This window comes from Mesorhizobium sp. M2A.F.Ca.ET.043.05.1.1 (assembly GCF_003952445.1).
Lineage (GTDB): Bacteria > Pseudomonadota > Alphaproteobacteria > Rhizobiales > Rhizobiaceae > Mesorhizobium.
Genome location: NZ_CP034446.1, coordinates 4933959 through 4957655 on the forward strand (window position 1 = coordinate 4933959; position 23697 = coordinate 4957655).

General features: G+C 64.3%; 20 protein-coding genes and 1 pseudogene. 10 read left to right on the plus strand and 11 right to left on the minus strand.

Annotation, left to right across the window (positions count from 1 at the left end; all coding sequences use genetic code 11):
• Window positions 1–171: 171 nt before the first annotated feature.
• On the minus strand, window positions 172–1662 hold the full coding sequence (locus EJ069_RS23820) for a HAMP domain-containing sensor histidine kinase (RefSeq protein WP_126063389.1): 1491 nt from the start codon (window positions 1660–1662) through the stop codon (window positions 172–174).
• 255 nt (window positions 1663–1917) lie between these two features.
• Between EJ069_RS23820 and rpmH the strand changes: the two genes are divergently transcribed.
• From rpmH to EJ069_RS23840, 4 genes are all read left to right on the plus strand, one after another.
• Window positions 1918–2052, plus strand: coding sequence for a 50S ribosomal protein L34 (gene rpmH / locus EJ069_RS23825; RefSeq protein WP_008833937.1), 135 nt, complete (start codon window positions 1918–1920; stop codon window positions 2050–2052).
• A 16-nt stretch (window positions 2053–2068) separates the two neighbouring features.
• Window positions 2069–2422, plus strand: coding sequence for a ribonuclease P protein component (gene rnpA, locus EJ069_RS23830; RefSeq protein ID WP_112128961.1), 354 nt, complete (start codon window positions 2069–2071; stop codon window positions 2420–2422).
• Window positions 2423–2436: 14 nt separating this feature from the next.
• Window positions 2437–4269, plus strand: a complete 1833-nt coding sequence (gene yidC, locus EJ069_RS23835; protein ID WP_126063390.1) for a membrane protein insertase YidC — start codon at window positions 2437–2439, stop codon at window positions 4267–4269.
• Window positions 4270–4836: 567 nt separating this feature from the next.
• A complete protein-coding gene (locus tag EJ069_RS23840) occupies window positions 4837–5763 on the plus strand; it encodes a transposase (protein WP_126059570.1) in 927 nt (308 codons plus the stop codon).
• Between the two features lie 339 nt (window positions 5764–6102).
• Here the strand turns inward: EJ069_RS23840 and EJ069_RS23845 are convergent, their stop codons facing one another.
• From EJ069_RS23845 to EJ069_RS23855, 3 genes are read right to left on the minus strand one after another with little or no spacing between them, the layout of a single operon-like run.
• The gene (locus EJ069_RS23845; protein ID WP_126063391.1) at window positions 6103–7647 is read right to left on the minus strand and encodes a DHA2 family efflux MFS transporter permease subunit; all 1545 of its coding nucleotides are present in this window, start codon (window positions 7645–7647) and stop codon (window positions 6103–6105) included.
• The gene (locus EJ069_RS23850) at window positions 7644–8939 is read right to left on the minus strand and encodes an HlyD family secretion protein (RefSeq protein ID WP_126063392.1); all 1296 of its coding nucleotides are present in this window, start codon (window positions 8937–8939) and stop codon (window positions 7644–7646) included. The genes EJ069_RS23845 and EJ069_RS23850 overlap by 4 nt, the downstream gene beginning before the upstream one ends.
• Window positions 8932–9396, minus strand: coding sequence for a MarR family transcriptional regulator (locus EJ069_RS23855; protein WP_126063393.1), 465 nt, complete (start codon window positions 9394–9396; stop codon window positions 8932–8934). The genes EJ069_RS23850 and EJ069_RS23855 overlap by 8 nt, the downstream gene beginning before the upstream one ends.
• A gap of 165 nt (window positions 9397–9561) precedes the next feature.
• Here EJ069_RS23855 and EJ069_RS23860 point away from each other — a divergent pair, with 165 nt between their 5' ends.
• The 3 genes from EJ069_RS23860 (at window position 9562) to yihA (ending at window position 11307) form a co-directional block, all read left to right on the plus strand.
• Window positions 9562–9876, plus strand: coding sequence for a hypothetical protein (locus tag EJ069_RS23860; protein WP_126063394.1), 315 nt, complete (start codon window positions 9562–9564; stop codon window positions 9874–9876).
• Window positions 9877–10000: 124 nt separating this feature from the next.
• On the plus strand, window positions 10001–10639 hold the full coding sequence (locus EJ069_RS23865) for a CatB-related O-acetyltransferase (RefSeq protein ID WP_126063395.1): 639 nt from the start codon (window positions 10001–10003) through the stop codon (window positions 10637–10639).
• Window positions 10640–10665: 26 nt separating this feature from the next.
• Window positions 10666–11307, plus strand: a complete 642-nt coding sequence (gene yihA, locus EJ069_RS23870) for a ribosome biogenesis GTP-binding protein YihA/YsxC (RefSeq protein ID WP_126064861.1) — start codon at window positions 10666–10668, stop codon at window positions 11305–11307.
• A gap of 30 nt (window positions 11308–11337) precedes the next feature.
• Here the strand turns inward: yihA and EJ069_RS23875 are convergent, their stop codons facing one another.
• Window positions 11338–13779 carry a DNA translocase FtsK gene (locus EJ069_RS23875; protein WP_126063396.1) on the minus strand — a complete coding sequence of 814 codons (2442 nt, stop codon included), beginning with the start codon at window positions 13777–13779 and terminating at the stop codon, window positions 11338–11340.
• 196 nt (window positions 13780–13975) lie between these two features.
• Window positions 13976–14674 carry a TetR/AcrR family transcriptional regulator gene (locus tag EJ069_RS23880; protein WP_126063397.1) on the minus strand — a complete coding sequence of 233 codons (699 nt, stop codon included), beginning with the start codon at window positions 14672–14674 and terminating at the stop codon, window positions 13976–13978.
• A 132-nt stretch (window positions 14675–14806) separates the two neighbouring features.
• Here EJ069_RS23880 and EJ069_RS23885 point away from each other — a divergent pair, with 132 nt between their 5' ends.
• Window positions 14807–16000, plus strand: coding sequence for an HlyD family secretion protein (locus EJ069_RS23885; protein ID WP_126063398.1), 1194 nt, complete (start codon window positions 14807–14809; stop codon window positions 15998–16000).
• Window positions 16001–16148: 148 nt separating this feature from the next.
• Entirely contained in the window at window positions 16149–17735 is a 1587-nt protein-coding gene (locus tag EJ069_RS23890) for a DHA2 family efflux MFS transporter permease subunit (protein WP_245456706.1), read from the plus strand.
• A gap of 305 nt (window positions 17736–18040) precedes the next feature.
• On the opposite strand, the gene msrB is transcribed toward EJ069_RS23890, so the two are convergent.
• From msrB to EJ069_RS23910, 4 genes are all read right to left on the minus strand, one after another.
• The gene (msrB, locus tag EJ069_RS23895) at window positions 18041–18544 is read right to left on the minus strand and encodes a peptide-methionine (R)-S-oxide reductase MsrB (RefSeq protein ID WP_126063400.1); all 504 of its coding nucleotides are present in this window, start codon (window positions 18542–18544) and stop codon (window positions 18041–18043) included.
• Between the two features lie 221 nt (window positions 18545–18765).
• Window positions 18766–19320, minus strand: a complete 555-nt coding sequence (locus EJ069_RS23900; protein WP_126063401.1) for a fasciclin domain-containing protein — start codon at window positions 19318–19320, stop codon at window positions 18766–18768.
• A gap of 213 nt (window positions 19321–19533) precedes the next feature.
• Window positions 19534–20250, minus strand: coding sequence for an anti-sigma factor (locus tag EJ069_RS23905; protein ID WP_126063402.1), 717 nt, complete (start codon window positions 20248–20250; stop codon window positions 19534–19536).
• Window positions 20247–20786: a sigma-70 family RNA polymerase sigma factor gene (locus tag EJ069_RS23910; RefSeq protein ID WP_126063403.1), complete on the minus strand. Its 540-nt coding sequence runs from the start codon at window positions 20784–20786 to the stop codon at window positions 20247–20249. The genes EJ069_RS23905 and EJ069_RS23910 overlap by 4 nt, the downstream gene beginning before the upstream one ends.
• Window positions 20787–21121: 335 nt before the next feature.
• On the opposite strand from EJ069_RS23910, the gene argB reads away from it, so the two are divergent.
• Window positions 21122–22015 carry an acetylglutamate kinase gene (gene argB / locus EJ069_RS23915; protein ID WP_126063404.1) on the plus strand — a complete coding sequence of 298 codons (894 nt, stop codon included), beginning with the start codon at window positions 21122–21124 and terminating at the stop codon, window positions 22013–22015.
• 43 nt (window positions 22016–22058) lie between these two features.
• Here the strand turns inward: argB and bchE are convergent.
• Window positions 22059–23609 (minus strand): annotated as a pseudogene (bchE, locus tag EJ069_RS23920) (magnesium-protoporphyrin IX monomethyl ester anaerobic oxidative cyclase).
• Between the last annotated feature and the right edge of the window lie 88 nt (window positions 23610–23697).

A 23697-nucleotide genomic window follows, 5' to 3' on the forward strand; every position in this document is an offset into this window, starting at 1 on the left:
TGACACAAGCCCCGCGATCCGGTCGAGACGGCCGGCCGCGATGTGGAGTGTTCCCTAACGACTGAATTTGAGAATTGCAAGCCGATCCGGCAAAAGTTTTGTCGCAGGGCGGTTTTGCCCCTGTTGAGACGTCGCGCGACTTAGGCCGGTCTGAGCCGGATGAAGTGCTCCTCAAGCCGGGCGGCGCAGGCCGTTGCGCGCTTGATCGAGCCGGACCGGCTGGTCGGGGATGGTGACGGCGAAGACGGTGCGGCCGCCGATCGATTCGACAAGCTCGACCGAGCCGCCATGGGCGCGGATCAATTCGTGCGCGATCGCCAGGCCAAGGCCGGTGCCGCCGCTGCGCGCCGAACCCCGGAAGGCGGCGAACAGGTTCTCGCGCGCCTTGGGCGGCAGGCCGGGGCCGGTGTCGGTGACGGTGATGCGGCTGACGCTGCCGTGACGCTCCGCCGCGACCGCCAGCCGGCGCACAACCGTCCTCTCCGTATCGGCGGCCATCGCCTGAATGGAATTACGGCACAGATTGGTGAGCACGCGGAAGAGATGGTCGGAATCGGCGTCCACCTCGAAGGCATGTTCGACGCCATTGATGAATTCGATGCCTGTCTCGATGTCGAGCAGGCCGTGCACGTCGTCGACCAACTGGCGCAACCTAAGGCGTCGGCGTGACGGCGCCGGCTCCTGCGTACGGCCATAGGCGAGCACGCCCTCCGAATAGGCGACGGCGCGGTCGAGCGCGCGCACAAGTTTCGGCGCGAAGGATTGCACGGTCGGGTCCTTCACCTGGCGCAGGCGGTCGGACATCAGCTGCGCGGAAGCCAGGATGTTGCGCATGTCGTGGTTGATCTTGGAGACGGCGAGGCCGAGGTCGGCGAGATGCTTCTGTTCCGACAGCATCTTCTGCAGCCGACCCTGCATCTGCGCCAGCTCGCGCTCGGCCACGCCGATCTCGTCGGCGCGCTCGGTCGGACAGATTATGCGCCCGGGATCGTCGGGCGCCTCGGAGAAGGACAGTATCGAGCGCGTCATGGTGCGGATCGGCCCGATCATGATCAGGTCGATTGCCGCATAGACGAGCATGGCCGTGAACAGCGAGATGAGCAGCGAAACGACGGCGACATTGCGCGAGTATCTGAGCATAGCGTCGCGCAGACGGTAATCCGGCATGATCAGCTCGAATTCCTTGTCGCTGTCGCCGACCGGGCCGAAGACGCGCAGCATGCGCTTGCCGCCGAAGAACAAAGTGTCGAGCGCGCCGGTCATGCCGTTGACCAGGCCGACATTGGCGATGTCGATATGCTCGTCGACCTGCGGCGGCATGTCGGAAACGACGAGCAGCCGCGACACCCCGCCGTCACGCACGGCGATCGCCTTGGCGCCGATCGCCATCAGCACGTCGTTCTGGGCGTTGTGCGACAGCGCGTTGGGCTCGCCCTGCAACAAAACGATCGACACGGCGGCGGCGGTGCTCAACCGCTCCTTCAGCCAGTTCACCCGGTAGCTGGCGATCCAGGGCAGGAAGATCAGGATTTCAGCCAAGAGCACGAAGGCAATGGTGAGCAGAAGAAGCTTTGTCGACAGGCCGCGCGACAGCGGCACCCGGCGCGTCGGGTTTGCCGCCGGGGTTGCCTTCTCGTTCGTGGACAGAGTTTCACTCGTCATTGACGCGCATTCACAAAGGCTTGATCGGGCAAGATTATGCGATTTGCGGCTTTTTTGCCAATTTCATCGTCACCCCCGCGAAAAATTGCCTCGCGGCGGGGCGGATTGACTTCCAAAAACCTTCTTTCTATAAGCCCGCTCACGCTCGGGCCATTCGTCCCGGCGCGGTTTCGATCGCGCCTAAGCCGGCCCGGCAAAGCTCCTGTTACAGAGTGACAGAATCAAGAAGGGCCGCACCCCGCGGTATTAAAACAAATGAAGCGTACATACCAACCGTCCAAGCTCGTCCGGAAGCGCCGGCATGGTTTCCGTGCCCGCATGGCCACCAAGGGTGGCCGTGGCGTCGTTGCTGCCCGCCGTAATCGCGGCCGCAAGCGGCTCAGCGCCTGAACGAAAGACGAGATCGTTGCCCGCAACCGGCAAGCCAAAGGGGAAAACTCCCGGGCGGCTTCTGAAACGCGCGGACTTCCTGGCTGTGCGCGGCGGCGAGAAACGCCGCGGACGGCTTTTTCTCGTTGAAGTTCTCGACCGCGGCGACGACCTTGCGCCGCGTGTCGGCTACACCGTCACCAAGAAGGTCGGCAACGCCGTGGTGCGCAACCGCGTCCGGCGGCGGCTGAGGGAAGCCGTGCGCGTTCACGCCGCCGATGACATGGCGCCCGGCAATGATTATGTCATCGTCGGGCGTGAAGACGTGCTCGCCACTCCGTTCGGCCAGTTGAAGGCCGAGCTTTCCCGCCGGCTACGCGGCGCACGATAGGCCAAGGGCTTTCGATGGAAAACAACCGCAATTTCTTCATCACCATCGCGCTGTCGGTGCTGATCCTGACGCTCTGGCAGGTGTTCTATATGAACCCGAAGATGGAGCAGCAGCGCGAGCAGGCCCGCATCGAGCAGCAGCGCGTCGAGGCGCAGAAGAAGGAAGCGGGCGGCGGCGCCAATTCCGGCGCGACCGGAACGCCGGCCCCGGCGGCCGGCAGCGTTCCCGGCGCACCCGGCGGTGAAGCGGTGACCGCCGCCAGCCGCGACCAGGCCATTGCCGCCACCAAGCGCGTCAAGATCGACACGCCCAGCCTCGAAGGCTCGATCAACCTGACCGGCGCGCGCCTGGATGACCTGAAGCTCAAGCACTATACCGAGACGGTCGACAAGAACTCGCCCGAGATCGAGCTGCTCAACCCGTCGTCGCTGCCCAACGGCTATTTCGCCGAGATCGGCTTCGTCGGCAACGATGCGACCGGCGCCGTGCCGGGCGCGGATACGGTGTGGAGCGTCGAAGGCAATCCGACGCTGACGCCCTCGACGCCGGTGACGCTGACCTTCACCAACGACAAGGGCCTGACGTTCAAGCGCACCATCTCGATCGACAACGAATATATGTTCACCGTTTCCGACACGGTGCAGAATTCGGGAACGGCCGGCGTCTCGCTCTACAATTACGGGCGCGTCACCCGTTTCGACAAACCGGCCGTCGCCAGCACCTATGTGCTGCATGAAGGCCTGATCGGCGTGACCGGCAGCGAAGGGCTGACGGAGTACAAATACGCGGCCATCGAGAAGGACAAGGAGGTCAAGCCCGGCAAATCCACCGATGGCTGGCTCGGCATCACCGACAAATACTGGGCCGTGACGCTTATCCCGACGGAGAAGCAGCCCTTCCAGCCGAAATTCTCCTATTTCGAATTCAGGGACGGGCCGCACAGCCACAGCTATCAGTCCGACTTCCTGTCCGACGCGATCAGCGTCGCGCCTGGACAGTCGACGACGATCGAGTCCGAGATCTTCGCCGGCGCGAAGGAAGTTTCGACCATCAACGCCTATGAAAAGGACCGGCACATCCGCCAGTTCGACCTGCTGATCGACTGGGGCTGGTTCTATTTCATCACCAAGCCGATGTTCTGGCTGATCGACACGCTCTACAAATTCTTCGGCAATTTCGGCCTGGCGATCCTCGCCACCACCGTCATCGTCAAGGCGATCTTCTTCCCCCTGGCCAACAAGTCCTACGCCTCGATGGCGAACATGAAGAAGGTGCAGCCGAAGATGGTCGAGATCCGCGAGAAATACGCGGACGACAAGATGAAGCAGCAGCAGGCGATGATGGAGCTGTACAAGACCGAGAAGATCAATCCGCTGGCCGGCTGCTGGCCGGTGGCGCTGCAGATCCCGGTCTTCTTCTCGCTCTACAAGGTGCTCTACATCACCATCGAGATGCGGCACGCGCCCTTCTTCGGCTGGATCCACGACCTTGCGGCGCCCGATCCGACGTCGATCTTCAACCTGTTCGGCCTCCTGCCCTTCGCGGCGCCCGCCTTCCTGCCGCATATGGGCGCCTGGGCGGTGGTGATGGGCATCACCATGTTCCTGCAGATGCGCATGAACCCGGCGCCGCCGGACCCGACGCAGGCCGCGATCTTCACCTGGATGCCGGTGATCTTCACCTTCATGATGGGCTCCTTCCCGGCGGGCCTCGTCATCTACTGGGCCTGGAACAACACGCTGTCGATCCTGCAGCAGGGCGTGATCATGAAGCGCCAGGGTGCCAAGATCGAATTGTGGGACAATCTGGCGGCGATGTTCCGCAAGAAACCATCGCCGGCGGAATAGAAGGCGCACCAGACGGCGCAGTTCAAACCCCGGCCTCGGCCGGGGTTTTTTGTTGTCTCCTGACCTTTGCGATTTGCAGAGACAATAGCTCGGTCGTCATTCCAGGGCGGAGCAAGGAGCGAAGCGACGCGCGCAGACCCTGGAATCCATGCCGTCACGCTAAGGCGTTGCGACGGTTACAGAATTCTGCACCCTCACACTCCGTGGCAAAGGTCACGGAATGGATCCTCGGGTCAAGCCCGAGGATGACGACGTCACGGGGGGTTTGGCCAATCTCCAACGTCGCGACAGAAGCGCCAGCGCCAACATTCGCGATTGGCCGTGGCTTACACCCCGGTCGTCATTACAGGGCGGAGCGAGGAGCGAAGCGACGCGGCGCAGACCATAGAATCCTGTGTGTTGGTTCTGGTGTATGGTTCGAAGTGGGAAGGAGACCGAGTGGATCCTGGTCGTCCTTTCGGACAGGCCGTGGCATGGCCCGGTCCCTTCCCACCGGTGAACCATCAACCTGAACAGTTGCACGGGGCTGTTACAAGCAGACCTCGCACCACAGGAAGAGGCGTGGACATGATAGCCCAGAACTATGTCGGCTGCGACATCTCCAAGCAGTGGCTCGACTTTTTTGATGAGACAAGCGGCCGTCTTCGGCGCATCGACAACCAGGCCGATGCGATCGCGGCTTATGTGGCGGGTCTTGATCCCAGTCGGGACTTCGTCGTCATGGAGGCGACAGGCGTGCATGACCGGCTGCTGCGTCATGCGCTGGCCAAGGCCGGCGTGCCGTTCTCGCGGCACAACCCGGCACACACCCACCACTATTCGAAGTCGACGCGCCGGCGCGCCAAGACCGATCCTCTCGATGCCAGGATGCTGAGCGACTATGGCCGTCGCTATAACCCTGAAGCCGAGCCGGCGCCGCGCGAAGAAGTTGAGCGGCTTCAATCGCTTGCCGGCCACCGCGACCACCTGGTCGAGATGCGGGCAGCGCTGAAGAAGCACCTCGCCGAGGCCTTCGATGAGATCGTCATTGCCGATCTGGAAGAGACGATCTCCTTCCTTGACACGCGCATCAAGGCGTTCGAGAGCCAGATTGCCGAAGTCATTCGTCAAAACCAGGACACCGCTCGCGACCATGCGCTGATGGTCTCCGTGCCCGGTGTCTCCAAGGTCGGCGCGCTCTCGCTGCTGGCGCTCCTGCCCGAGCTCGGCCAGCGCTCACCCAAGGCGATCGCGGCACTGGCCGGCCTTGCCCCGTTCGACAACAAGAGCGGCAAGCTCAACCGCAGGAGCCATATCCAGGGCGGGCGATCACGCGTGCGCCGCGCCCTCTATATGGCTGCCCTCACCGCCATCAGAACCTGTGAGCGCTTCAAGACCTTCTACACCGCACTTGCTGCCCGCTCAGGCTCCAAGAAACTGGCTATCATCGCCGTCGCAAGGAAGCTCTTGGTCGTCCTCAATGCCATCATGCGCGACAAAATCGCCTTCGCATGAACACAGTTGCCATGCCGTTACGCCAAGGCGTTGCAACGGTTACAGAATTCTGCACCGTCACACTCTACGGCAAGGGTCATGGAATGGATCCTCAGGTGGCTCGGGGATGACGGCGTTGCGTTGGCCTTCGCCGATAAACCCATACGTGATTGCCTCGATCCGCCGGGGCGAGAATGATTTTCGGGAAATTATTCGGAGTTCCTGAAACTCCGCGCCTGCTCGATTCGTACGATTCCAGTCCTCCCAAAAAGGGCCGGCCGGCTTCCGGCGCAGCGACGCCGGTGTTTGGGAGGTCGTCCGGCACGCCGGGGTCCCGCGGGCGGCGGGATCCCGGTCCTTTTATTCCATGGCCGCGCTGTGATCGACCTTGGCCGGCGTCGACGGCTTGCGCAGCAGAAGCACCAGCGGGATGGCGGCCAGAGACAGGATCATCATCAGCTTGAAGTCGTCGATATAGGAGATGATCGTGGCCTGCAGCGTGACCAGGCCGTCGAGCGCGGCGCGGCCGGCGGCGGTGTAGGGGCTCAGCGCCTGCGAGATCGCCGGATCGCTGAAGGCCGGATTGTAGGGCGTCACATAGGTGGCGATGTTGGCGTGGTTGATCTGCTGGTTCTGCGTCAGGAGCGCCGAGACCACTGAGATGCCGACGCTGGAGCCGATGTTGCGCGACAGATTGTAGAGGCCGGTGCCTTCCGCGCGCCGCTCAGGCGCCAGCGTGGCGAAGGTGATGGTGGTGAGCGGCACGAACAGGAAGCCGAGGCCGGCGCCCTGGATGAAGCCGGTGCTGATGATCGTCCATTGCGAGACGTCCGGCGTCCAGCCGGTCATGTCGTACATCGCCCAGGCAGTGATGGCGAGGCCGATGAACAGCAGCCAGCGCGTGTCGACCTTGCCGACGAGGCGGCCGACCAGGAACATGCAGGCCATGGTGCCGAGGCCGCGCGGGCCCATGACGATGCCGGCGGTCACCACCGGATAACCCATCAGCGTCTGCAGGTAGGGCGTCATCAGCGCCAGCGAGGCGAGATAGGTGATGCCGATGATGAAGATGAAGATCATGCCGACGGCGAAGTTGCGGTCGAGGAACAGCCGCGGGTTCACGAAAGTGTCGCGCGCGGTGAAGGTGTGGACGATGAAGATGTAGAAGGCCGAGGCGCAGACCAGCGCCTCGACGATGATCTCGGCCGAGGAGAACCAGTTGAGCTGCTCGCCGCGGTCGAGGAACATCTGCAGCGAGGCGATGGCGAGGCTGAGCATGCCGAAGCCCAGCCAGTCGAGCCTTGCCTTCAAGTCGAGCTTGGTTTCCTGGACGAACATGGAGACGCCGATGAAGGCCAGCGCGCCGATCGGCACGTTGATGTAGAAGACCCAACGCCAGGAGACATTCTCGGTCAGCCAGCCGCCGATGACCGGACCGAGCACCGGGCCGACCATGACCGAGACGCCGAACAGCGCCATGGCCGAGCCGCGCTCCTCGACGCTGTAGATATCGAGCAGGATCGACTGCGACAGCGGCACGAGCGCCGCGCCGAACAGGCCTTGCAAAAGCCGGAAGCCGACGATCTGCGGCAGCGACTGCGCGAAACCGCACAGCACCGAAGCGACGACGAAGCCGGTGATCGCCACCAAAAGAATGCGCTTGCGGCCGAAGCGGTTGGCGAGATAGCCCGACGGCGGCGTCATCACCGCGGCGGCGACGATATAGGAGGTGAGCACCCAGTTGATCTGGTCGGCGCTGGCCGAGACGCTGCCCTGGATATAGGGCAGCGCCACATTGGCGATAGTGGTGTCCAGCGCCTGCATGATCACCGCCAGGATCACGCAAGCGGTGATGGCGCCGCGATTGGCGACCACGGGCGCGCCTGTCGCGGAAGCCGTTGTCATGACTTTGACCCGGATTGCTTGAAGAGGTTGGCGATGAAATCGGGCAGGCCGCGGGCGTGACCGGTGTCGATGCTGAGGACGGCGCTCATGCCGCCGCGCAGGGGCGGCTTGCCGTCCGGATCGTCGATCGTCACGCGCATCGGGATGCGCTGCACGACCTTGACCCAGTTTCCGCTAGTGTTCTGCGCCGGCAACAGCGAGAAGCTGGACGACGATGCAGGGCTGATCGAGCCGACCGTGCCGTGCCAGACCTCGCCGGGATAGCCGTCGATGCTGATCGTCGCCTTCTGTTCCGGCCGGACATAGGTGAGCTCGGTTTCCTTCGGCTCGGCCGCGATCCAGATATCGGTCGACGATACCAGGCTGAAGGCCGGCTGCGAGGCGGGCAGGTACTTGCCGACCTGCAGCGCGTCGACATTGGTGACGATGCCGTCGAACGGCGCCCTGACGACGGAATCGTTGAGGTTGCGCTGCGCGTCGTCCACCGCCGACTGGGCCTGCAGGTAGAACGGGTTCTGCTCTACCGGCTGGCCGGCGTCGCCGCCGAGCTGGGCAAGCATCGCCTGCGCCTGCGCCTTGGCGATGGTCACCTTCTGGCGGGCCGCGATCAGATCGTGCTGGGCGCTGTCGAAGGTCGCCTTGGAGGCGGTCGAGGTCTTGAGCAGGTCCTGCTGACGCTGGAAGGCGGACTCGTAATAGGGAATGTCAGCCTCGGCCTGGTCGATCGAGGCCATCGACTGCTGATAGCTCGCCTGCAGCGTCAGCACCTGGTTGCGCACCGTGCCGAGCTGCGCCTTGGCGCCGGCGAGCGCGGTCTCGAAGGAGGCCGGCCGCAGGCGGAAGAGCACATCGCCCTTCTTCACCGCCTGATTGTCGTGCACATCGATCTCGTCGACGGTGCCGGAGACGTCGGTCGAGACGCCGAGCGACTGCGCCTGGATATAGGCATTGTCGGTGGTCATGATCTGGCCGCCGACGACATAGTAGTAGCCGCCGGCCACCAGAGCGACGGGCAGCAGCGCGAACAGGATCGGCCGCGTCAGGCTGCGGCGCGGCTTGGCGGGAGCGGGTGGAGCCACGGTGACGGAAGCCGGCTTCGGCTGCGCCGAAGGCGCCTCCAGCGTCACCGGCTCCGGCGCCACGGGCGCTTCCAGCTCATCGTCTTCGACGACAGGCTGATTATTGCCGCGCCTTTGCTCGCGCTGGCTGTCCAGGCGAATGACCTGGTCGCCTGCTCTTTCGCCGGCATTTTCTCCGTCGGCGGGCTTTCTGGGTGAGGTTCCTTCAGACATGGACTTTCTCCCGGTCGACGGCCGGCTGGGTGCAGGCCTCGAGCAGATTGGATTTGATCAGGCAAAGGGCTTGCAGCAGTTGCTGCTGCGCGTCCGCGGACAGGCCGGCGAAGGCTTCGTCACGCGTCTTCCGGCCGTTGCTGCGCATCACTTCAATCAGCGGATGCGCCTGCGGGGTCAGATAGAGGAGCCACGCCCGGCGGTCGGCCGGATCGAGCCGGCGCTCGACGAAGCCGCGCGCTTCCATCTTGTCGAGCAACCTTGCGAGGGTGATCGGCATGATCTCGATGAGGTCGGCCAACTTGTTCTGGTGGATGCCCTCATGCACGGAAAGATAGGCCAGCACCTGCCATTGCGCGCGGGTCAGCCCAAAGGCGCACGAGCGCTGCTCGAACCGCTTCCTGAGCAGGCGCGCGACGTCGTGCAGCACGAAGCTGATATTGGGCGAGGAGGGCATGGGAGAACTTCGGAGCCGGTGGACGAACTTTCGTAAGCATGCTTATTATCATCATGCACATAATCCCGCTGGACGCGGAGCGCAAGACCGACTAAGGCGCTTGGAAAAAATATCGGATGGGCCAGAACCGCCGGACCGGCTTGGGTTTTCGGCAAGGACAAGACGATGAACCGGCTCAAGATCACCATGCTGGCGCTGCTCGTGGGATACGCTTTTCCGGCCGCGGCGAAGGACGCGGTGAGCTGCGGCGGGGCGGCGATGCTGGGCGGCGCGCAGCTCAACTGCAGCCACGTGCAACCCAAGGCGCCGCCGCAATTCTGCACCTTCAGCTGGGCGCTGCACACGATGACCGGCGACCAGAAGATCGTCGAAGGCAGCTTCTCGCTGCCGCCCGGCGCGTCGAACGTCCAGGTCTATCAGGGCAGTGGATTCGACAGCGCCCTTTCCAACCCGATCGTGATCTGCCGCGGCAGCCAGTGAACGGTTGGTGCCGCGGCCGGATCACGTTAGTTTGATCTGACGTTGACCGCTCCGGAACGCACTGTCTCTCTGTTTTTACCGCTCACACTTTTCCTGGAATTGCTCTAGCCACGGAGGGACCGCGATGACCGGACCCAATCCCAACATCAAGCATCCGATGGCGACGCATCCGCGCGTCGGCTTCCTGAAGCCGCTGGTGACGTCGCCCAACATCGAGATCGGCGACTTCACCTACTATGACGATCCCGACGGTCCCGACAAATTCGCCGAAAAATGTGTGCTGCACCACTACGACTTCATCGGCGACCGGCTGGTGATCGGCAAGTTCTGCGCCATCGCGGAAGGCGCGCGCTTCATCATGAACGGCGCGAACCATGCCATGTCCGGCTTCTCGACCTATCCATTCAACATCTTCGGCCATGGCTGGGAGGAAGGGTTCGATCCTGAGACCTGGTCGAAGGAGATCCGCGGCGACACCATCGTCCAAAACGACGTGTGGATCGGCATGGATGCGGTGATCATGCCGGGCGTCAGGATCGGCAATGGCGCAATCGTTGCGGCGAAATCGGTTGTCACGCACAACGTGCCGCCTTATGCGATCGTTGCCGGCAATGCTGCCAAGGTGGTGAAGATGCGCTTCGACGACTTTACCGTGCGCCGCCTGCTCAAGGCGGCCTGGTGGGACTGGCCGGTCGGCAAGATCAGCCGCAACCTCGACGCCATTCGCGGCGCCGACATTGCAAGACTGGAGGCTGCGGCTTGAGCGCGCCCGACACGAAAAGCGACAAGATGGCGATCGATCCAGAGCTGTTCACCCGCGGCTGGATCTTCATCCGCGGCGTGCCGTCGATGAAGTTCCTGCCGCCGGAAGGCCCGCCGGAGATCGCCTTTGCCGGCCGCTCCAATGTCGGCAAGTCGTCGCTGATCAACGCGCTGGTCGGCCACAAGGGCCTGGCGCGCACCTCGAACACGCCGGGGCGCACACAGGAGCTCAACTATTTCGTGCCGGACGGGTTTTCCGGCGAAGGCGCCGACCTGCCGCCGATGGCGCTGGTCGACATGCCCGGCTACGGCTACGCCAGCGCGCCAAAGGACAAGGTCGATGAGTGGACGAAGCTCATCTACGAATATCTGCAGGGCCGCGTGACGCTGAAGCGCGTCTATGTGCTGATCGACGCCCGCCACGGCATCAAGGCCAAGGACGAGGAAGTGCTGACCCTGCTCGACAAGGCGGCGGTGTCCTACCAGGTGGTGCTGACCAAGACCGACAAGATCAAGGCCGCCGGCGTGCCGAGGCTGATCGAGGAGACGCTGGCCAAGATCAAGAAACGGCCGGCGGCTTTCCCCGTGGTCCTGGCGACATCATCGGAAAAAGCCTCGGGTCTCGACGAGCTGCGCGCCGCGATCGTGCTGGTGGCGAACGGCGGCTGACGCCGTCCGCCTGAGGCCGATCAGCCAGGATCAGTCCGTCTCTTCGCGTTCGGGCTCGCGATCGCGCCGGCCGGTGAGGATCTCGCGCTTGCCGACATGGTTGGGGGCGCCGACCAGACCTTCCTTCTCCATGCGCTCGACCAGCGAGGCGGCGCGGTTGTAGCCGACGCCGAGGCGGCGCTGGATGTAGGAGGTCGAGCATTTCTTGTCGCGCTTGACCACCTTGACCGCTTCCTCAAAGAGCGCGTCGCCATCCTCCTCGGCGATCGAGCCCTTGTCGAAGACCGGGCCGGTATCGGCCGCCTCTTCAGCCTCCTCCTCGTCGGCGGTGACGGTGTCGAGATATTCGGGACGCCCCTGCGCCTTCAGATGCGCCACGACATGCTCGACCTCCACATCTGAAACGAACGGACCATGCACGCGCGAGATGCGCCCGCCGCCGGCCATGTGCAGCATGTCGCCCTGGCCGAGCAGCTGTTCCGCGCCCTGCTCGCCGAGGATCGTGCGGCTGTCGATCTTGGAGGTCACCTGGAAGGAGATGCGGGTGGGGAAATTGGCCTTGATCGTGCCGGTGATGACGTCGACCGACGGGCGCTGCGTCGCCATGATCAGGTGGATGCCCGCGGCGCGCGCCATCTGCGCCAGGCGCTGGATGGCGCCTTCGATCTCCTTGCCGGCCACCATCATCAGGTCGGCCATCTCGTCGACGATGATGACGATATAGGGCATCGGCGCGAGATCGATCACGCGTTCCTCGAACAGCGGCTCGCCGGTGCCCTTCTCGAAGCCCGCCTGCACCTGCATGGTCACGACCTCGCCCTTGTCGCGGGCGCTGGCCGCGCGCTGGTTGTAGCCGTCGATATTGCGTACGCCGAGGCGCGCCATCTTGCGGTAGCGATCCTCCATCTCGCGCACCGCCCATTTGAGCGCCGTCACCGCCTTCTTGGGGTCCGTGACGACCGGCGTCAGAAGATGCGGGATGCCGTCATAGACCGACAGTTCGAGCATCTTGGGGTCGACCATGATGAGGCGGCATTCCTCAGGCTTCATCCGGTAGAGCAGCGACAGGATCATGGTGTTGATGGCGACCGACTTGCCGGAACCGGTGGTGCCCGCCACCAGCAGATGCGGCATCTTGGCGAGCTCGGCGATGACCGGCTCGCCGCCGATCGTCTTGCCGAGGCCGAGCGCCAGCTTGCAGGAGGTGTTGCGGAAGCCGGCCGATCCGATCAGCTCACGGAAATAGACCGTCTCGCGCGTCTCGTTGGGCAATTCGATGCCGATGACGTTGCGGCCCGGCACCACGGCGACGCGCGCCGAGATCGCCGACATCGAGCGGGCGATGTCGTCGGCGAGGCCAATGACGCGGCTGGATTTCACGCCCGGCGCCGGCTCGAACTCGTAAAGCGTGACGACCGGACCGGGGCGGACATGGATGATCTCGCCCTTGACGCCGAAATCCTCCAGCACGCTTTCAAGCAGGTCGGCATTCTGCTCCATCCGCTCCTGCGACATGTAGAAGCCCTGACCTTCCGGCGGCATCTGCAGGAGTTCCTCGGAGGGAAGCTCGTAGCCGACGGAAGCCGGCAACGGCACGACCTCGCCGGCCATGGGCAAGGAAGGTGCCTGCCTTGCCATCCTTGCGCTTGCCGGCGCGGCAACCGGCATGGTCTCGGCAGGTGCCGGCTGGGCGGCCACCGGGACCGGCGTCTGTGCCGGAGCAGGGCTCATGTCCGCCGCGTTGGAGCGCCACTCGATGACCCGGTAGAATGATGTCGCCTCGCCCATGAAGGCGGCGCGGGGCGGCATCGGTTGCGCCGCCGGCGCCGGCATCGGTCTGACGGGCGGCGACGCCGAAGCCGCGGGGGCCTGGCCCGCTTCATTCAGGCGCGCCCGCGCCAGGCGCTCGGCGAGGAAAGGCATGCCGAATTCGAAGAAGGCATGATCGGAAAGATAGGACCAGCGCAATCCGCTCGGACGCGGTTTTTGTACCGGAGCGGCGGTGGGAGCGACAGGCGTGGCGGCGGCGGGCGCGATGACCGGCTTGGCTTGCGCCGGCGCCGCGGCTCGAGCCGCGGGAGCCGCGGGAATCGTCCGAACTGAATTGGCTGCCGGCGGAGCGGGCTGTGCAGGCCGGACGGGCTCGCGGGCAGGTGTCCTGGCCGGCGCGGCATCCTCCTGCGGGGCGGTTCGCCTGAGATCGGTGTCCGGCGTGCGCGTGAACCGCACATTGGGCGCAAGGAAGAAATAGTCCTGCCAGGCCGGGCGGCTGAATTCGCCGCTATTGGCCGAATCGAGCGGTGCAGCACGAGCCGCGTCCGAATCGCTCGCCGGCGCGACGCGCAACGCGACCACCTGCCCGGTTTGCGTCTGCGGAACCCCGCCCCGGCGCCCGTCCGCGCCGTGATCGTCGTCGCCCTGATAAGCGGAAGCGCCGGAAAGATTGGCACGGGGAAAACGCATGGATGTCATTCTCGAGACTCGCCGATTGAACGTCTCCCGAGACATAGGAAGCGATGGTTAACAGGTCCTTCCGAAAGCGCATGCCGGAGGGATGCCTGCCGATAATTTCAGCGGGGTCGGCGGACGATCGCGACGAGCATCACAAGACGCAGCGAGGCCCCCCAGCCTTGCTTCGCGCGCTTTGGGAATCACGTGCCCGGAGTGGTCAGGCCGATTGCAGCGCCTTTTCCTCGGCGAGGAATTTTTCCGTGGCGTAGGCCTTGAGGAAGACGTCGACGCCGGATTTCACGATACGCTCGATCTCGGCCTGGGTCGGCGCCTTGGTGCGGTAGGAAAAGATGCACTGGCGGAACAGACCGGCGAGGCAGAGCTCGGTGAACTGATAGGCGGCGACGTCGACATCGTCGATCTTGAGCAGGCCGCGCTCTATGGCTTCATTGAGGAAAGCCATGACCTTGTCATGGCCGCGCTTCGGGCCGCGCTCGTAGAAACGCGCGCCAAGCTCGGGGATCCGGTCGGCGGCGCCGACGACGGTGCGCTGCGCCTGGATGACCTTGGCCGAAGTGATCTTGATCGAAAGCGCCATGCCGAATTTCACCAGCGTTTTGCGCAAGTCCTCGAAATGATCGAGCACCTCATACAAATTCTTGAAAATGGTGCCGCGTTCTTCCTCGATGAGAGCCTCGAACAGCTCTTCCTTGTTTTCGAAATAGACGTAGATCGTGCCCTTGGAGACACCGGCCTCGCGCGTGATGTCGTTCATCGAGGCGGCCTCGAAGCCTTTGTCTATGAAGACGCGGCGGGCGCCTTCGATGATCTGGGCGCGCTTGACCGGGTCCTGTCCGGCGGCCGGTCGGCCCTTGCGTAAGTCGAGCAGATCGCTATCGGCTGTCGTGTCGACCATGGAAGTCGTTCCTTGAAAATATTTCGAACCACTCGGTTCGATTTCCTCTTGATATGGTCCTCTTTCCGCGCTATGTCAATCGGCAATTCGAACCGAACGGTTCAGTCTGACTGACATCCAGAGAGATACCCAATGTCCTCCAACGCGCCCGCCACCGCCGAAGTCCGCACGTTTCCCAACGCCAAGGTCCAGCCGTCGACCGAGGCTCCGGAAATCCCTGTCCAGCCCGCCGCTCCGGTTGCCGCACCCGCGGCTGAAGCACCCGCCAAGAAGAAGCGTTCGGTGCGCTCTTTCCTTTTGCCGGTCATCGGCCTCGCCTTGCTCGGCGCCGGTTCCTACTATGGCTATAACTACTGGACCGACGGCCGGTTCATGATCTCCACCGACGACGCCTATGTCCAGGCCGATATGTCGTTCGTGTCGCCGAAAATATCCGGTTATATCGACAAGGTGCTGGTGAGCGAGAACCAGCCGGTCAAGGCCGGCGATCCGCTGTTCGTCATCGACAATGGCGACTACAGAATAGCCGTCGCCCAGGCCGAGGCGCAGATCGCCACGCTGGCGAAGACGCTCGACCGCATCGACGCGCAGACCAAGGCAGCCCAGGCCTCGCTGTCGCAGGCTCAGGCGCAGAAGGTCGCCGACCAGGCCGCCGCCGACAACGCGGCGCGCGCCCAGGTCCGCGCCGCGCAGCTGCTCAAGACCCATGTCGGCACGCAGGCGCAGCTCGACGACGCCCAGACAGCGCTCGACCAGGCCAAGGCGGCGCTTGTCGGCGCCGACGCGCAGATCGCCGCGGCGCAGGCCAATATCGGCGTTCTGGAGGCGCAGCGCGCGGAATCGGCCTCGACGCTCGCCTCGCTGCAGCTCACCCGCGACAAGGCCCAGCGCGACCTCTCCTTCACCGTGCTGAAGGCGCCTTATGACGGCGTCGTCGGCAACCGCTCGGTCGAGCAGGGCGACCTCGTCAGCCCCGGCCAGAAGCTCGCCGTCGTCGTGCCTATGGACAAGCTCTACATCGTCGGCAACTTCAAGGAGACGCAGCTCGGCCGCATGGTGCCCGGCGAGAAGGTCCGCATCACCGTCGACGCGATCGACAGCCAGAGCTTCGAAGGTACGGTCTCCTCGCTGGCGCCGGCTTCCGGCGCGGTGTTCTCGCTGCTGCCGCCGGAAAACGCCACCGGGAACTTCACCAAGGTGGTGCAGCGCGTGCCGGTGCGCATCGACGTGCCGGCCGACGTCTTGAAGACCGGCAAGCTGCGCGCCGGCCTCAGCGTCGTCGTCGCTGTCGACAGCCGCACCGCGCCGGCCTCGACGACCAACTGATTGGGGGGCGGTTCGGTGGCCAATCGAGCGCCGAGCCGCCCAGCCTGCTTTATCCGTTTCGACGCAATTCCGGACCGCCACGCGCTAGTCTTCGAGAATTGTTTAAGGAGGCCATGACATGGCAACCGCAACCATCACCGCAGGAGCAATGCCCGGACGCCCGGCCGCAGCCGTCGCGCCGGCCCTGCCCGCGGACCATATGCCTGTGCGCCGCGTCGTCGCCTTCCTGGCGATGGTGTTCGGCATGTTCATGGCGATCCTCGACATCCAGATCGTCTCGGCCTCGCTGTCGGAGATCCAGGCGGGTCTCAGCGCCAGCTCCGACGAGATTCCGTGGGTGCAGACCGCCTATCTGATCGCCGAGGTGGTGATGATCCCCCTGTCGGGCTTCCTCAGCCGCATGCTGTCGACGCGCGTGCTGTTCACCACGGCGGCGGCCGGCTTCACCGCGGCGAGCGCTTTGGCCGCCACCGCCACCAACATCGACCAGATGATCGTCTACCGCGCCATCCAGGGCTTTATCGGCGGCGGCATGATCCCCAGCGTCTTCGCGGCCGCCTTCACCATCTTCCCGCCTTCCAAGCGCGCCGTCGTCTCGCCGATGATCGGCCTGGTGGCGACGCTGGCGCCGACGATCGGACCGACGGTCGGCGGCTATATCAGCCATGCCATGTCCTGGCACTGGTTGTTCCTGATCAATGTCGTGCCCGGCATCCTGGTGGCGACGGCGGCCTGGGCGCTGATCGATTTCGACAAGCCCAACCTGAAACTGTTCTCCAAGTTCGACTGGTGGGGCCTGGCCGGCATGGCCGCCTTCCTCGGCTGCATGGAATATGTGCTGGAGGAAGGCCCGAACCATGACTGGCTGCAGGAGCCGGCCGTGTTTGCCTGCGCCATCATCATGACCATAGGCGGCGTCATCTTCTTCTGGCGCGTCTTCACCGCCGAGGAGCCGATCGTCGACCTGAGGGCCTTCAGCAACATCAACTTTGCCTTCGGTTCGCTGTTCTCCTTCGTCGTCGGCATCGGCCTTTACGGGCTCACCTACCTCTATCCGGTGTTCCTGGGACGCATCCGCGGCTACGATTCGATGATGATCGGCGAGGCGCTGTTCGTCAGCGGCCTGGCGATGTTCTTCACCGCGCCGGTCGCCGGCATCCTGTCGAACAAGATCGATCTCAGGCTGATGATGATGATCGGCTTCGTCGGCTTCGCCACCGGCACGTGGTGGATGACGCATCTCACCGCCGACTGGGATTTCTATGAGCTCTTGATCCCGCAGATCCTGCGCGGCTGCTCGATGATGCTGTGCATGGTGCCGATCAACAACATCGCGCTCGGCACCTTGCCGCCGGAACGGCTGAAGAATGCGTCGGGACTGTTCAACCTGACCCGCAATCTCGGCGGCGCCGTCGGCCTCGCGCTGATCAACACGGTGCTGATCGACCGCAACGCCTTCCACTATGCGCGGCTTGCCGAGCATGTGCAGTGGGGCAGCCAGGCCGCGCAGACCAAGCTGCAGAACATGACGCTGAACTTCGAGCAGACCGCGGGCCTCGACGCAGGCAGCGCGGCGATCTCGAAACTGTCGGGCATGGTGCATCAGCAGGCCGCGCTCTTGTCCTTCATGGACGTGTTCATGATGCTGACCGTGCTGTTCGCCTCGCTCGGATTCTTCGTGCTGTTCATCAACAAGCCGGCCCAGCAGGGCGGCGGTGGCGGCGGAGGCCATTGAGGAGCCGGAACCCCCGCCTGGTCTCCTCAACACGTGACCCCGGAAATCGGCGACGATTTCCGGGGTCATTCTTTTTGGAGAAATCGCATAGGGCGCTCACCCTCACCCAGCCTCCGCTTCGCTCGGCTGACCATTCCGGGGCGAGCCACGGGTCTCGCCTGTCCTTCGGACCCCCGAGGGGAGAGGAGACTGTCGGCGCCGGCGCCAACCTCTTCTCCCCTGGGGGAGAAGGTGGCCGCGAAGCGGCCGGATGAGGGGGCGGCGCTGCCCTATGCGATTGACCTATGTTGGCGCCGGGGGACCGCTCAAGCCGCGGCCGGCTTGAAGCTAAGCGCCACGCCGTTGATGCAATGGCGCAGACCGGTGGGCGGCGGGCCGTCGTCGAAGACATGGCCGAGATGGCCACCGCAACGCCGGCAATGCACCTCGGTGCGGGTCATGCCGAGCGAATTGTCCACGGTCTTGCCGATGGAGTTGGCGATCTCCTGCCAGAAGCTCGGCCAGCCGGTGCCGGAATCGAATTTCGTCTCCGACGAATAGACCGGCAGGTTGCAGCCGGCGCAAGCAAAGATGCCCTTGCGGTGCTCGTTGAGCAGCGGGCTGGTGCCGGGATATTCGGTGCCCTGCTTGCGCAGCACATCGAAGGCTTCGTCCGACAGAATGGCATGCCATTCGGCGTCGGTCTTGGTGACCTCGAAGGTCTCGGCGGCGAGAGCCGGCTTCGGTCCGCCGGCGCGCAGCATCGCTGCGGATCCCACGATGAGAGCTGTGGCGGCAGCCCCGCTCCAGAGAAAATCGCGACGGTTCATGGCCGTTCCTCCTGACGCATTTTGCCAAGATAGAGCTCGGCCCGGAAATCAAAAGCCGGTGACGCCCTATCCGTTATTGCTTGAGCATGCAGCCCGCGCCGCCCTTGCAGGACGGCGCGGAGCAAACCCTTGCCGGCGGCGCGGATCTTGGATGTCGCGGCCGGCGCTCAGCCATGTCTTCGCCGGCCAGGTCCGCTTTGTTACATCTTCGGCCCGCTTTGTTACATCTTGGGCAAGAGAACCTTGTCGATGACGTGGATGACGCCGTTCGACTGGCGGACATCGGCGATGGTGACGTGGGCGACATTGCCGTTCTCGTCGGTGACGGTGACCTTGCCGCCCTTGGCCTTCAGCGTCAGCTCGCAACCGCCGACCGTCTTGACCTGGTGTGCGCCGCCATCGGCCTTCGCCATCTTGGCGACGTCGGCCGCCAGCGCCTTGGCGGCGACGACATGGCAGGTGAGCACCTTGGTCAGCTTGTCCTTGTTCTCGGGTTTGAGCAGCGTGTCGACCGTGCCGGCGGGCAGCGCCGCGAAGGCTTCGTTGGTCGGCGCAAAGACGGTGAACGGACCGGCGCCCTGCAGCGTGTCGACGAGGCCGGCGGCCTTGACCGCGGCGACCAGCGTGGTGTGGTCCTTCGAATTGACGGCGTTCTCGATGATGTTCTTCTTGGCATACATCGGCGCGCCGCCGACCATCGGATTGGCATAGGCAACGGTGCCGAGCGCCGAAAGGCCGAGCGTAGAGGCGAGAAAAAGGGTGGCGAGTTTACGCATTGTGTCAGTCTCCTCGGGTTGTTTTCCCATTCTTGGGAACGCGAGGAGATACGACTGCGCCGAAAATCAAGTTTCATGGTCGCCAAAGATTTTTTCTTCGTGCGATTTATTTTATCCGCGCCACTCATGGCGTCAGCAGACTTTCCCCGCCTTCGTCAGGAAGAAGATAGACTTCGATTGGTCTCTATGGGCGTAATTCTGCCGAAGCGGCGGTCAGATGCCCTTCAGGTCACCTGCGGCGACGACAGGGCCGGTCGGCTGGCCGGTCGGCGAGCCGCCCGAAGGCTCGAGGCTGACGGCGAGCACGGCGCCCTGCGCGAGCTTCTGCTGGACGGCCGGGGTGACGGCCATGCGTGCGGTCTGGCCGGCCGGGATGACGCCCATCGAAACCGGCGCGTTCTTGCCTTCGATCATCCACAGCTCGAAGTCCTTGCCGGCGCCACGCTCGCCGGAGACCAGCGACAGGCCGACCTCATGGCGGGCGGCGTCATAGACGGCGAGGTATTTGACGTTGCTGTTGTCGGCGGCGAGCGACGCGACCAGCCTGGTCCCGGGCGGCTGAGCCGGCGGATTGACGTATGGCAGGGCGACATAGACGGCCAAAGCGGCGATGGCCGCGACGGCGAGGCCGCGCCAGAAGGCCAGGCTCATCCACAGGCTGCCACTGGGCGCGCCGGACGCGGACGACGCGAACAGGCGGCGATCGATCGCCACCTTGACCGACGCCGGCGGCTCGACTGCAGCATAGGCGGCCACCATCGGCGCGAAATGGACCTCCCAGGCATCGACCAGGCGGGCGAAGGCCGTCTCGGTGTCGATGCGGCGGGACGCGCTCTGGCGCTCTTCGGCTGACAGAACGCCGAGAACGTATTCGGCGGCGAGCAGGTCGTCGCCTCCACGTTCCGGTCCGTTGTCTTCCGCCAGCGTCATCTTTCCAGGCATTCCCTCAGTTTGAGCAGGCTTCGCCGCAGCCAGGTCCGCATCGTGTTCAGCGGAACCTTGAAGCGCTCCGCCAGCTCGGCATAGCTTTCGCCGCTCAAATAGGCGCCCCGGACGGCCGCCGCCCGGTCTTGTTCAAGCTCTTCGAGGCAATGGTGGATGCGTTCGGCCTCGCCGCCCGCCACAGCCATCGCCTCGGGTCCCGGCGCCGGATCGGCGACGTCGAGAGCCACGTCGATGTTGGCGGAAGGACTGCGCCGCGCCCTGATGCGATCGATCGCATGGTTGCGCGCAATGGCCACCAGCCAGGAAATCGGGCTCAGATCGGAAACTGCGAAGCGGTCCGCCTTCGTCCATATCTTGACGAAGACCTCCTGCAGCGCTTCTTCCGCATCGCCCCGGTCCTTCAAGACACGCAGGCAGACACCGAAAAGTTTCGCGCTGGTCTGCTTGTAGAGCAGATCGAACGCGGCCCGGTCCTTCATCGAAGTCCGGACGATCAGCTTGCTGATGTCCTGCGGCGCCATGGCGGCAAATTAGAAGATTGCGATTTAATTGCAACGGGCGCGGAAGGCTTCGCCCGCCAAGGGCAACGGCACGCTCGCGCGAGTCGGCAGTGAGCCGCTGCCAAGCAAATCGGGTCCGCCAAAGCGTTTCAGCGGTCGCTCGGGCTGCCGGCTTAAATCGCATAGAGCGTCCCCCGGTCTCCGTCCCGGCTTCGCGTACGGAGAGAGCTGCGCTGCCACATTGGTTACATGGCTAGACCACTAGTGATTTCGTCATTGTGACCGCAAAGCCGTTTGCGGCCTGCGGCAATTCCCGCTAAGAGGCCGCCAATCAAGCTCAGCTGGGATCGATACCGATGACGGACGTCGCCGCCAACGCCGAAATGCAGGCCGCGCTGCTCTCGCGCGCGCTGCCTTACATGCAGCGCTACGAGAACAAGACGGTGGTGGTGAAATATGGCGGCCATGCCATGGGCGACCATGAGCTCGGGAAGGCCTTCGCCCGCGACATCGCGCTCTTGAAACAGTCCGGCGTCAACCCGATCGTCGTGCATGGCGGCGGGCCGCAGATCGGCGCGATGCTGACCAAGATGGGCATTGAATCCAAGTTCGAGGGGGGCCTGCGTGTCACCGACCAGAAGACGGTCGAGATCGTCGAGATGGTGCTGGCGGGCTCGATCAACAAGGAGATCGTGGCGCTGATCAACGCCGAGGGCGAGTGGGCGATCGGGCTTTGCGGCAAGGACGGCAACATGGTGTTCGCCGAAAAGGCACGCAAGACCATGATCGACCCCGACTCCAACATCGAGCGGGTGCTGGATCTCGGCTTCGTCGGCGAGCCGGTCGAGGTCGACCGCACGCTGCTCGATCTGCTTGCCCGCTCGGAGATGATCCCGGTGCTGGCGCCGGTGGCGCCCGGCCGCGACGGCCACACCTACAACATCAACGCCGACACGTTCGCGGGCGCCATCGCCGGCGCCTGCCGCGCCTCGCGCCTCTTGTTCCTCACCGACGTGCCGGGCGTGCTCGACAAGAACAAGAAGCTGATCGACGAGTTGACCGTCGCCGAGGCCAAGGCGCTGATCAAGGACGGCACGGTTTCCGGCGGCATGATCCCGAAGGTCGAGACCTGCATCGAGGCGATCGAGCGCGGCGTCGAGGGCGTCGTCATCCTCAACGGCAAGACGCCGCATTCGGTGCTGCTCGAGCTCTTCACCGAGCATGGCGCCGGCACGCTGATCGTTCCGTAAAGAGCACGCTAGTTCGTTGTTTCTGCAAACGGTGAACTTGCCTTTAGCCAGCTAATCTTCTCTGGTCTTCGATAATTGCGGCCGGCTTTCTCACCGGCCGGCGGACGATCATCGATTCCTCCTCGGCGTCCTGCGGCGCGCCCAAGAATTCGGCTAATGTCGGCCCGTCCGTGACGCGGCGGTCGCGGGCGAGAAAGCCCCAGACTTCGCGGAGCCACACGCGGCGGCCCATCTTCGTGTACCAGCGCATCGAATGCCGCTGCTCGGGATCAGGGTGGAAGAGGATGCGCGCCAGCGCCTTCGGCCGCGACTGCACGGCGACCTCGATCAGCTTGACTGCGAAGAACAGCATCCACGGTTTCAGCCGGGTCATGTGCAGAACCTGATGCTTGTAATCCCAGAGGCGCACGTCCTTCTGGATCGCCTTGCGATCGGCAGCGATGCGGAAGAATGGCGTCCAGCGATGCGGCGTGACATAGAGCGCCTGGATCTGGTCGGGATCATAAGCGATCAGCTGGCGGAAGCCGCGCCAGAGATCGCGAAGGCCCTCGTCCTCGAAGCCGGCAACCCAGGTCGCCATCGACAGGATGCCGTGCCGCCTGAGCAGCCGGATCGCTTCGCGGTCCGACTTGGTGCTGCCGCCCTTGCGGATCAATGACAGCGTCTCCTCATCGGTGTTTTCCATGCCGAGCAGCCAGCGGATGACACCGGCCTTGCGATAAAGGTGCAGGATATCGGCGTCGCGCACGATGTCGTCGGCGCGGGTCGAGCCGACGATCAGCACCGGCACGTTCTCGGCGATCATGGCGTCCAAAAAGGCGCGCCATGCCTTCTTCGAGGAGGTCGGGTTCTCATCCGCCAGATTGATCAGCTCGACGCCATGCTCGCGATGCAGTCAGGCGATTTCCTTGGCGAATTTGACCGGGTCGCGATGCCGCCAGCGGGTCCAGAAGCCGCGCTGGCCGCAATAATTGCACAGATGCGGGCAGCCGCGCGAGAACTGCATGACCACCGCGCGCTTGCCGCCCCAATAGGAGTAGCGGCGATGATCGATCAGCTCCCAGCCGACGCGATAAGCGTCGAGATCGGCGATCGTCATCGCCGCCTGCGTCGCGACCGGGCGGCCGAGATCGTCGCGATAGGCGATGCCAGCGACACTTCCCACCGGCTGGCGCATTTCGATCGCCTCGACCAGCACCGTCGCGGTCGCCTCGCCCTCGCCGCGCACGATGAAGTCGAAGACGTCGGTCGCGGCGAGGATGTCGCGCCAGTGATAGGTCGGAAAGACGCCGCCATAGATGACGATGACGCCTGGAGCGCGGGCCTTGATCATTTCGGCAATCTTCAAGGCGGTCGGATGCGCCGAGGTCGAGCCGGAATGGCCGATCAGGATGAAATCCGGATCGCCGCGCAATGCCTCGTCGACAAGCGTGCCAAGCGGCATCGGCCCGAACTCGGCATCGACGAGGCGCACCTGATGGCCGGAATCGATCAGCGGGCCGCCGATCGCCAGCAGCCCAAGCGGCGGCAGATGGTCGTCGGGCACGCGGCTGCCGATGGCCGTGTGCGGCGGATTGATCAGCACGATGTTCAAGGCGGACCTCCATGTTGGTCCGCTTGTGCTAATCGCCGATGCCGAAGCCGCCTTGGCGCGGTTCAGCAGTTTCCAAGCAGCTTTTCGC